This window comes from Rubritalea profundi (genome assembly GCF_002954445.1).
GTDB classification, from domain to species: domain Bacteria; phylum Verrucomicrobiota; class Verrucomicrobiia; order Verrucomicrobiales; family Akkermansiaceae; genus Rubritalea; species Rubritalea profundi.
Window position 1 is genome coordinate 1,183,988 of the sequence record NZ_MQWA01000001.1, and the last position, 10,727, is coordinate 1,194,714.

The window sequence follows — 10,727 nt, forward strand, 5'->3', positions numbered from 1 at the left end:
GGGTTAATATTCAGCCGAAGAAGTCGAACTTCGCATCAGAGCCTCGCCCTTCCCAGGAGACCTCTAATTCTTCGTCCTTGAATATTCTGCTCTAGCGTAGCAGAAACAGCACATGTCTGAACCTTATAACGCTGACCTCCTGGCGGTCGACACCGGCTCTATTCAGAGCCGTCTGTCTGCACTCAGGAGGTACCTTTGACATCCCTGCTCTAGAAGCGGAACTTTCAAAATTTGACTGCCAGATGGAAGATGGCTCGTTCTGGAACGATGCTACAAAAGCACAGCAAATCGTCGGCCAAGCCAACACAATCAAACGCAAACTCCATCCATTTCTCAAATTGGAGAAACGCCTAGCTGATCTCAAAGAGATCATCTCCTTAGCCAAAGAGTATGAGGACGCAGACGCGGCACAGGAAGCTGCATCTGAATTTACAGAGATCAGCAAACAACTCGAATCCTTCGAGCTACTCGTGTTGTTAGACAAACCTAACGATTCATCTAGCTGCTACGTCACCATCAACTCTGGCGCGGGTGGCACGGAAGCCTGTGACTGGGCAGCCATGTTACTACGCATGTACTCCCGCTGGTCAGAAAGCAAAGGCTACACCGTGACTTCTGTAGACTACGCGGAGGGTGATGGAGCTGGCATTTCCAGCGCCACCATCAAGGTCGAAGGCGAATACGCATACGGTTATTTGAAAAATGAACGCGGCGTCCATCGCCTCGTCCGCATCTCACCATTCGACTCAGCTGGCAAACGCCACACCTCGTTCAGCTCTATCGATGTCACACCTGAAATGAACACCGACATCGAGATCGACCTCAACCCTGCAGACATTGACATCCAAACAGCCCGCTCCGGTGGAGCTGGTGGACAGAACGTCAACAAGGTAGAAACAGCCGTAATCCTCAAGCACAAACCTACAGGCATCATCATTCGCTGTACCCAAGAACGCTCACAGCTGCGCAACCGCGAACTCGCTCTAGAGCTACTCAAAGCCAAACTCTACCAGATAGAGGAAGACAAACAAAAAGACACCGCGGAGCGCGAGTACGGAGAAAAAGGGGACATCGGCTGGGGTAGCCAAATCCGCTCCTACGTCTTCCAACCCTACCAAATGATCAAAGACCTCCGCACCGGCGAAGAAACCGCCAACATTTCCGCCGTCATGGATGGCGACCTCGACGCCTTCATCGAAGCCAAACTTAAAGGTAAGAAAAAAGGCGAGAAAATCGAAGACTAACAACCCACAGCATTATGTCAGACCTCTACCTCAGTGCCTCCATCACGGCAAAGCCAGATTCCATCGAGCTAGTCAAAGCGGAGTTACTCAAGTTCATTTCACCGACACGGGCCGAATCCGGCTGCCTCAGATATGACCTCCATCAAGATCGCGAAAACCCTGCCCACTTCGTCTTCTATGAGACTTGGACCAACAAGGAAGCTCTCGATGAGCACCTCGCATCAGACCACATCCAAGCTGGCCTCGTAGCTGTAGATTCACATCTCGAAAACGTCGTCATTAGCCTACTCGATAAATTAGCCTAAGCCATGTCCGATAAAACAATCTTTGAAATGATCATCGACCGTGAAATCCCTGCAGACATCGTCTACGAGGACGACATCTGCATTTGCTTTCACGATATTGCCCCGCAGGCGCCAACCCACCTCCTCGTCGTCCCAAAGAAGCGTATTGTTAGGATTGCTGACGCATCCATCGAAGACCAAGCCACACTCGGTCACCTTCTGCTCACAGCACAAAAAGTAGCTCAGCAAGAAGGCATCTCCGAGTCAGGCTTCCGCACCGTCATCAACAACGGCAAAGATGGAGGAGAAGCAGTCCCCCACCTCCATCTCCACATCCTAGCCGGCCGCCAAATGCTTTGGCCACCTGGTTAGACATAGCTAGAAGTCTACTCAGCTTTTAGCTTTCTCGACGGCGGTGTCCCATGCCGCGCGCATTTGCCGTCTTTTCTCCTCGCTCAGCTGAGGGGTGAAACGCTTTTCTTCCTTCCATATTCGAGCTAACTCTTCCTTGGACTTCCAGAATCCTACAGCGAGCCCCGCTAACGCAGCCGCTCCGAAGGCAGTTGTTTCGGTCACCTCTGGCCGTACTATTTCACAATCCATCAGGTCTGACTGGATCTGCATAAGGAGGTCACTCGTGCTCGCCCCCCCATCCACACGCAGCTCCTCTAAATGGGTCGAGGCGTCACGTTGCATGCACTCCACCAATTCAACGGACTGAAAACTAACAGCTTCCAATGCTGCTCGGCAAATATGCGCCTTGGTCGTCCCTCTACTAATCCCGGTGATTAATCCTCGTGCAAAAGGGTCCCAGTGCGGAGCTCCCAATCCCGCTAGAGCGGGGACGATGACCACGCCTCCTGAGTCTTCCACTGTGGCAGCCAGAGCATCCAATTCCTTCACATCGTCAAAGATCTGTAAGCCATCGCGCAGCCATTGGAACAGTGAACCTCCAACAAAAACCGATCCCTCCAGCGCGTACTCGCGCACCCCATTGATCTGCAGCGCAATAGTCGAGAGCAATTGATTGCTCGAACGCACCACGCGATCACCAGTATTGAGTAAAAGGAAACATCCAGTGCCGTAGGTGTTTTTAGCAAGACCAGGCGAGTAGCAAGCTTGGCCAAAGAGTGCCGCCTGCTGGTCCCCAGCAATGCCAGCAATCGGAACTCCTCGCCATTGTCCCACCACACCGCTACTATCCACTATACTAGGCAACATGGATCGAGGGATCATGAATTTCTCTAACAAGGCATTATCCCATTCCCCGGTATGGATATTACACAATAATGTCCGGCTAGCATTCGTCGCATCAGTGATATGTTGCTTGCCATCAGTGAGCTTCCAGATCAACCAGCTATCAATAGTTCCCATGCAAAGTTCCCCAGCTTCCGCTCTTGCTCGCGCTCCCTCCACCTGGTCGAGAACCCATTGTACTTTCGTCGCTGAAAAATATGGATCGATTTTAAGACCGGTGATCGAGTGAATTGCTGATTCAAAACCTGCATCTTTAAGCTGCCTACATTGATCTGCGGTCCTCCGATCCTGCCAGACGATAGCGTTCATCAATGGCACTCCAGTCTTCCTATCCCACACCACAACGGTCTCGCGCTGGTTAGTGATTCCAATGGCTGCAATGTCAGACTCCATGAGCTGGGCTTGCTCCAGCACATCTACTATTGTCTGCTGTTGGGTTTGCCAAATCTCCTCAGCATCGTGCTCGACCCAACCCGACTGTGGGAAATGCTGGGTAATTTCTTGTTGGCTGCTCGCCACAATCTCTCCTTGGTGGTTGAAGAGAATCGCGCGCGAACTAGTCGTCCCTTGGTCCAGTGAAAGCACAAATCGAGGCATAAGTAGTATACTACAAACACTTTTCGTCAGATGGCAAGTACACGCTTAGGTTCTCTAAAGAGAAATAAGTCCCCACACTTGCAATCTATTCCACAACAGTGCAAAACACATTCCACCGAATGAGTAAGAAACAAACAGCTTCCGAGCTCAGCGCTCCAGAACACATTGCCATCATCATGGACGGTAATGGTCGTTGGGCCAAACAACGGGGCTTACCCAGAATTGCTGGCCACAGAGCGGGCGCAGAATCCGTCAGACGCACCGTCGAGACCTGTAAGAACCTCGGCGTCAAATACCTCACTCTTTATGCCTTTTCTTCCGAAAACTGGAAACGCCCAGAATCGGAAGTCAAAGCTCTGATGCAACTGCTAGAGCGTTTCTTGAAGGAAAAAACAAAGGAAATGATGAAGCAAAACGTGCGCCTCAATGCAATTGGTCGCACCGACATGCTCCCAGAAAAAACGCGCATCCAGCTAGATAAGGCGATTGAGACGACAGCTGATAACACAGCTCTCACTCTCAACCTAGCCCTCTCATACGGCTCGCGAGAAGAAATTGTCGACGCGACAAAATCGATCGCACAAAAAGTGGCAACTGGAGAAATCTCCATCGATGACATAGACAACTGCACTATTTCCGATCATCTCTACACTGCGGACCAGCCAGATCCAGACCTCCTGATCCGCACCTCAGGCGAACTTCGCCTCTCTAACTTCTTGCTATGGCAGCTCAGTTATTCAGAAATAGTCATCCTAGACAAATTCTGGCCAGACTTTGCAGAAAGTGATCTCTACGATGCTGTCACACATTTTCATAGTCGCCATCGCCGATTTGGAGCAATTTAACCCATCCCCAGCAGCGACTACAGTAACTGCTGAGACCCCACCAACATATGTCTTCCGAAGCCACCGCCGAGCGCACGCTGCTCCTCGTAGATCCTGATCTCGATTACCTTGAATGGGCTACTAAACAGCTTGAGGCAGAGGGCATCCGCATCCTACGTTGCGACAACGCAGACAATGCTCTCAAAATCTGCGATAAAACGACCGTCGATCTCGTCATCGCTGATATTGTGCTCACGCCGATTGATGGAATTGAGCTACTAGGCCAGCTAAAAGCCTCCTACCCCGACACCATAGTCATCATCACTGCGAGCTTCCCCGGCACAGCTCAGGTCATCAAAGCCACACAACAGGGAGCCCACGACATATTACGCAAGGAGTCACTTGTTTTCGAACTGCGCAGTGTGGTAGAAAGCGCCTGGCAAGTCATTGAAGGCCGCCGTACCGCAGGCGAACACAAACAAGTAATGCCAGATGCTGGAGGACGCTTGCAGGTCATTGGAATTTCGAGAGCATTCCAAGACATTTTCAAAACCGTCGGGCGCGTCGCACGCACCGATGCTCCAGTCCTCATCTATGGCGAAAGCGGCACCGGCAAAGAGCTCGTTGCTAATGCTGTACACGAGTACAGTCCTCGTCGCAAAAATGAAATGGTAGCACTTAACTGCGGCGCCATCCCCGAGAACCTGCTAGAGAGCGAACTCTTCGGTCATGAAAAAGGCTCATTCACAGGAGCAGCTGCCAGACGTGCTGGCCGGTTCGAACAGTGCGACAACGGCACGCTCTTTCTAGATGAAATCGGTGACATGCCCCTTCCCGTCCAAGTAAAGCTCCTACGCGTACTCCAGGAAGGCACCTTCTCACGCGTCGGTGGCAATGAGGTTCTCAGCAGCGACGTTAGAATTGTAGCAGCCACTAACAAAGATCTAACCCAAGAAGTAAGAGAAGGGCGATTCCGCGAGGACCTCTACTACCGACTCAATGTGGTAGAACTCCGCATACCTCCACTCCGTGACCGTCTAGAGGACATTCCACTTTTAGCCGAATTTTTCCTCAGAAAAATCACCAAGAAAAATGGTATGGCTCGCATCCGTCTATCAGGTGAAGCCATCGCAGTACTCCAAGAGCACAAATGGCCAGGTAATGTCCGTGAATTAGAAAATACAATGGCGCGCGCTACCGCACTCGCCACCTCGGACGTTCTACTAGCCTCCGACATCCCGATAGGTCGGACTCTGCGCTCCAACAGCGAAATCACACAGCTTTTAGACAAACTGTTTAACTTCTCTGAAGAGAATGATGACATTCATCTTTATGATGAACTCATGCGCTACAGCCTGAAACGCAGTGGTGGCAACAAAGACACTGCGGCAAAATTACTAGGAATAGGCGAATTCCCTACAACTTAACAACTCCACTGGCAACTATCCAAACCCGAGACTTGCCAGCTCATAAAAAAGGATTATGGTCGCGCCTTCTCGGTAAGAAATCCGCAACCCTGAATACATCTTTGTTGCACAACTAATTCACCACCATGTTCCGAAAAACAAGTATCATTTCAACACTTGGGCCAGCAACTTTCTCTTATGAAGCTATTGCTGAACTCATCGACGCAGGCGTCAACGTCTTCCGCATGAACATGAGCCACGCTCAGCACGATAAGTGCCGCGAGCTCGTTAAATTCATCCGCGAAATCTCCGATAACCGTAACAAGCACGTCGGCATCCTTTTTGACCTTCAAGGCCCATCCATTCGTACTGGAGACCTCGACGAGCCATTCATCCTTAAGGTCGGCGACAAATTCGAAATCCGCCGCCAGTCCGTACCTGCGACTATCCCGTTCTCTACAACAGTGAACTACGAAGGCATGATGGACGACGTTTCTGCTGGAGCAACACTCGTAGTAGACAACGGCATAATGCTTATGCGTATTGAAGAGAAGAATGCTGACAACCTTATCTGCGAAGTTCTCACAGCAGGTGAAGTCGGCAACCGTCGCCACATCAACCTTCCCGGCACACGCCTCAATCTTCCAGCACTTACTGAGAAGGACCATTACGATCTCAAGCTCGCAGTAGAGTGTGAAGCTGACTACATCGCCGGCTCATTTGTTCGCGACGCAGCACACGTCAACGAACTTCGCTCAGAAATGAAGAAGCTCGGCGGCAACGCTCAGCTCGTTTCTAAGGTAGAAGACCAAGAAGCGATCAAGAACATCGACGACATCATCATAGCATCTGACATCATCATGATCGCTCGTGGTGACCTCGGTATCGAAGTACACGTCGAAGAACTTCCAATCATCCAGCGCCACATCACGCGTCGTTGTCACGAACTCGGTCGCCGCGTTATCGTTGCTACTCACATGCTTGAGTCAATGATCGTCAACCCGACTCCAACACGCGCAGAAGTAACAGACGTTGCCAATGCTGTGTACGAAGAAGCTGACGCCATCATGCTTTCTGGTGAGACTGCTACCGGTGAGTACCCAGTACGTTGTGTTGAGACTCTCGACCGCATCGCTATGCGCACTGAGCGCTCTGGCGCTATCGGCAACGGCAAGCTCGCAGTCCTCACCACAGACAAACAGAAGGTCATTCTCGCAGCTACTAAGCTAGCAGACTCCCTCGAAGGCGCGGAGCTCGTAGTCTTCACAAATGCTGGCCGCATGCCCACTCAGGCTGCACTTCTTCGTCCAGAAGCGTGCATCCACGCTTTTGCTCCCGAAGCGGCTACATGCCGTAAGCTTTCACTCGCACGTGGTATTGAACCATACGTTCTACCGTTCTACGAGGAGCCACTTGACACCATCAACCATGCTATTGAGTTCCTAACGAAGAACAAAATCGTTAAAGAAGGCACACCACTCGTTGTTCTTTCTGACACACTTCGTAAGAACAAGATGATTGACTCAATCCTCGTAATTTACGCGTAAGCTAGATTAGCCCATACATTTTCAAAGCTCCGTTCAGCCATGCTGGCCGGAGCTTTTTTGTGTTCTAATATATACTCATCAAGCTCGTGATGCATTGATCGCATAACGAATCGCCACCAGTTACTGAATAGAATGGCTATTGGTACAGCCAACGCAGCAACGATAGCATAATCAGGCTCAGTAAATACATACAGAGCCACGTCCCCCAACAAAACCTAACGCAAAGTTCCTATTATGCCCCAGTAATAAAACATTTTTGTTCGGTTTAAAAATGGAACCAACACACTATTACACGCGATCCAAGCCTCTCAAAAGAGTCACCTCAAGCTCATGATGATCGCAAAGCGGAGCAAGGAACCGAACTCTAACACACCACTGATTTTGACCAATCAACTCGCTTACTATCAGCACCAAAGAATCTCCCTTCATCAAGTCCCACGCCTCAAACGCACCGGTACACAGCCAGCCTTCAGAGGCAAGTAAGCTTAAAACAACTGGACGGTATTCCCCCTCACGCAGAGGCAGAGTGACCTCCAGAACAAAACCTTTCTCACGCTTTGCTCTAGTTGACTTCTCAGCCAGGCGTCTAGGTAAACTTCGAGCCGTTTTCCGACCATATTTCCAACGCGCAGCCCCACGCACAAGGGGCTGCACCAAGTTTGCCAGAGTGAGTTTAAGACTTACTCTAGCAGAAATAAATAACGGATGCACACGTCTCTGGGGCATCATGTAATTCCAGAAAATTTGATAGCCAGCCAAGCCCGATGGCCCGTGATATATGACAGTTCCAGATCCACCGCCTTTGGCAGCCCCAGTATAAACACAGCCTTCCCAACGCGCTCCACCACTTCTAGAGAACCTCTCTGGGTGATCGCGCATCAATAGAGCCTCAGCTTTCCCGTACCCCCACTGTTGCCGGAAATACCCCATGAGAGTGGCTCTTCTCCTATGCCACACGAAAGACGCACCGTGAAAGCCAATCTTGTAGCCAGCATCTCTCAACCTCCAGCAGAAATCCACATCATCGCCCGCTACGCGGTATTGAGCACGAAAACCACCAATTGCTGCAAAAACCTCAGCCCGAACACTCAAGTGACAACCAGGAATATGCTCGGCCTCAACATCATCGATCATCACATGACTTGGCGCCCCAGGCGCACTAGCCACCACAGCCTCATCTTCAGACTCAGCAACAGGAGGTATATTTGGCCCACCACAGGCGCCCCAATCATTCTCAGCATAGGCTTTAGACAACCAGAATAAATAATCGGGATCCACCGTACAATCGTCGTCAGTGTAGGACAAAATAGCTCCAGTGGCTGCGGCCGCACCCACATTTCTAGCCACACTTAAACCAGCGTGCTCACTAGCAATCAATCGCACCTCCGAATACTCCGACACCAACTCCAAGGTCCCATCAGTAGACCCATCGTCCACAACGATCACTTCATAGTCAGGGTAGTTCAGCACCCTCAACGACTCCAAAGCATGGCCAATCCGGTCAACACCATTGTAGACACAAATAATGACCGAAATTTTAGGCAGGAGGAAATCAGGCTTCCAGTCGCGGCCCACTAATTCCAGCGCGGGTTTAGCCGCTCCTTCGTTATTTATCAATCCGAAGGCCCAGTCTTGAACTGATCTCCCACCATTTTGCCAGCGATCAGACCAAGCGAAACAGGTCCAGCCGGCCAGTCCCTCTTGTTGCGTTATGCGCGCGGCCCACTCGAGTATTCTAGATTGCTCCATTTCTCCATGGCTTAAAGAATCCACACCAAACTCTGAGATCACAACCGGCCGATCTCCTGCTAGATGATGCAGCCGTCGCAGGTAACTCATATAATCCTCAGGCCTCTCCAGATAGACATTCATCGCGGTGAAATCCGCATTGCCAGGTTCTAGGTATTCCGAGCTTGGGTAACTCGCATACGCAACCAACAAATGAGGCGCCAAACCTTTCACCCAGTCGATCAATTCTTCTAAAGCCAAACGGACCTCCTCCACACCCATCCAGCGCGCCAAATCCGGCTTCACCTCATTCGCTATATAACACCCAGCCACCGCTGGATGCCCACCCCAACTCATAAGTTCCTGACGAATATCCAACTTAGCTTGCTCAAAAATCTGATTCGCCCCAAGGAAAACGCGTTCCCAGCTCCAACTGAAGCCGACAAAAACCCATACTCCTGCCGCCTCAGCGGCATCTAGCAATGCCACGCTTGGAGATTGGTAAATCCGGATCGCATTGAAACCAGCAGACCGCACCCGCAATAACTCAGCGCCATGGTTCGGCTGCGGCTCAGGAAATGGCCCATAGGTAACACTGCGTAAGTAGACACGTGCACCCTCGCAGCGGAAAAACTTACCATCTACCTCAATTCTTTTTACCCCAGTCGCCTGCACAAGCTCGACACTAAAGCCAGATGCGCACACTTCAATATTGAATCTTCAGCAAATCTAGGTTCCAACCAATCCATGAGCTTACGCACCGATGACTTTGACTTCCACCTTCCTGAGGAACTCATTGCCAATAGACCTCTTGTGGACCGTGTTGGATCTCGCATGCTCGTCATTCACCGCGACTCGGGAAAAATTGAACACCGTCAATTCTCGGACATCCACGAGTATTTCACCCCAGATGACCTGCTAGTGCTCAACAACACCAAAGTCATCCCCGCCCGCGTCTTCTCTAATGACAAGGCGATCGAGCTCGTCGTCACCGATCGCCCTAGCCCACAACTCTGGCAATGCATGGTCAGACCTGGCAAGAAAATGAAGCCGGGCCGAACCGTCGAAGTCGGTGACGCCATTGGCACCGTCATTGAAATCCTAGAAAATGGAAACCGCCTCATTCAATGGGATAAATTTGTCGACATCCACCAACACGGATCACTCGCCCTCCCACACTACATGGGCCGCGATAGTGACCACGCCGACCTCGACCGCTACCAAACCGTCTTCGCGGAAGAAGAAGGCGCCATCGCCGCCCCCACGGCTGGCCTCCACTTCACTCCTGAAGTACTCAGCGAAATCGACCACGCATTCCTTACCCTCCACGTTGGCATTGGCACATTCCGCCCAGTCAAAGCCGAGCTCATTGAAGACCACGAGATGCACTCCGAGCGCTATTCAGTCAGCCACGACACAGCTGACCGCATCAACCAAGCAAAACGCGTCACTGCTGTAGGCACCACCTGCACCCGCGTGCTTGAAAGTCTCGGCCGAGAGTCGAACACGCTCGGAGAGAGCAAAGGCGAAACCGACATCTTTATTTATCCTGGCTTTGAATTTAAAGTAGTCGACCGCCTCCTCACCAACTTCCACCTCCCTAAGAGCACACTCATCATGCTTGTTAGCGCCTTCGCTGGAAAGAAACTCACTCTCAAAGCCTACAAAGAAGCAGTAAAAAACGAATACAGATTTTACAGCTACGGCGACTGCATGCTCATTCTTTAGGAGTAACATTCCGAGACACCAAAAATTCCATTGACTTTGACTTACTAGAAATATTTACTACCGATCAATCTCGATAAAGTGCATTCCTCCCACTAAAATCTATTACTTACTT

Annotated in this window: 9 protein-coding genes; 7 read left to right on the forward strand and 2 right to left on the reverse strand. The window is 50.9% G+C overall.

Translation table 11 applies throughout. The features are described from left to right. Positions 1–112: 112 nt before the first annotated feature. The 3 genes from prfB (at position 113) to BSZ32_RS05125 (ending at position 1,900) form a co-directional block, all read left to right on the forward strand. Positions 113–1,244, forward strand: a protein-coding gene (prfB, locus tag BSZ32_RS05115; RefSeq protein ID WP_206018726.1) for a peptide chain release factor 2 whose coding sequence is annotated in 2 segments (ribosomal slippage) — positions 113–190 and positions 192–1,244 — 1,131 coding nt in all. Because the reading frame shifts where the segments join, the coding sequence is not laid out codon by codon here. A gap of 14 nt (positions 1,245–1,258) precedes the next feature. Then, entirely contained in the window at positions 1,259–1,549 is a 291-nt protein-coding gene (locus BSZ32_RS05120) for a putative quinol monooxygenase (protein ID WP_105042435.1), read from the forward strand. Positions 1,550–1,552: 3 nt separating this feature from the next. Then, positions 1,553–1,900: a histidine triad nucleotide-binding protein gene (locus BSZ32_RS05125; RefSeq protein ID WP_105042436.1), complete on the forward strand. Its 348-nt coding sequence runs from the start codon at positions 1,553–1,555 to the stop codon at positions 1,898–1,900. Positions 1,901–1,918: 18 nt separating this feature from the next. On the opposite strand, the gene glpK is transcribed toward BSZ32_RS05125, so the two are convergent. Further along, positions 1,919–3,382 (reverse strand): glycerol kinase GlpK, encoded by a 1,464-nt coding sequence (gene glpK / locus BSZ32_RS05130; RefSeq protein WP_105042437.1) that lies wholly within the window; start codon positions 3,380–3,382, stop codon positions 1,919–1,921. 119 nt (positions 3,383–3,501) lie between these two features. Between glpK and uppS the strand changes: the two genes are divergently transcribed. The 3 genes from uppS (at position 3,502) to pyk (ending at position 7,159) form a co-directional block, all read left to right on the forward strand. Next, entirely contained in the window at positions 3,502–4,227 is a 726-nt protein-coding gene (uppS, locus tag BSZ32_RS05135) for an undecaprenyl pyrophosphate synthase (RefSeq protein WP_105042438.1), read from the forward strand. Positions 4,228–4,274: 47 nt separating this feature from the next. Further along, positions 4,275–5,633 (forward strand): sigma-54-dependent transcriptional regulator, encoded by a 1,359-nt coding sequence (locus BSZ32_RS20015; RefSeq protein ID WP_105042439.1) that lies wholly within the window; start codon positions 4,275–4,277, stop codon positions 5,631–5,633. Positions 5,634–5,758: 125 nt separating this feature from the next. Continuing rightward, positions 5,759–7,159 (forward strand): pyruvate kinase, encoded by a 1,401-nt coding sequence (gene pyk, locus BSZ32_RS05145; protein WP_105042440.1) that lies wholly within the window; start codon positions 5,759–5,761, stop codon positions 7,157–7,159. Between the two features lie 288 nt (positions 7,160–7,447). Here pyk and BSZ32_RS05150 read toward each other — a convergent pair whose 3' ends face one another. Further along, positions 7,448–9,592 carry a glycosyltransferase gene (locus BSZ32_RS05150; RefSeq protein WP_105042441.1) on the reverse strand — a complete coding sequence of 715 codons (2,145 nt, stop codon included), beginning with the start codon at positions 9,590–9,592 and terminating at the stop codon, positions 7,448–7,450. Positions 9,593–9,634: 42 nt separating this feature from the next. Here BSZ32_RS05150 and queA point away from each other — a divergent pair, with 42 nt between their 5' ends. Then, positions 9,635–10,615 (forward strand): tRNA preQ1(34) S-adenosylmethionine ribosyltransferase-isomerase QueA, encoded by a 981-nt coding sequence (queA, locus tag BSZ32_RS05155; protein ID WP_105042442.1) that lies wholly within the window; start codon positions 9,635–9,637, stop codon positions 10,613–10,615. The last annotated feature ends 112 nt before the right edge of the window (positions 10,616–10,727 follow it).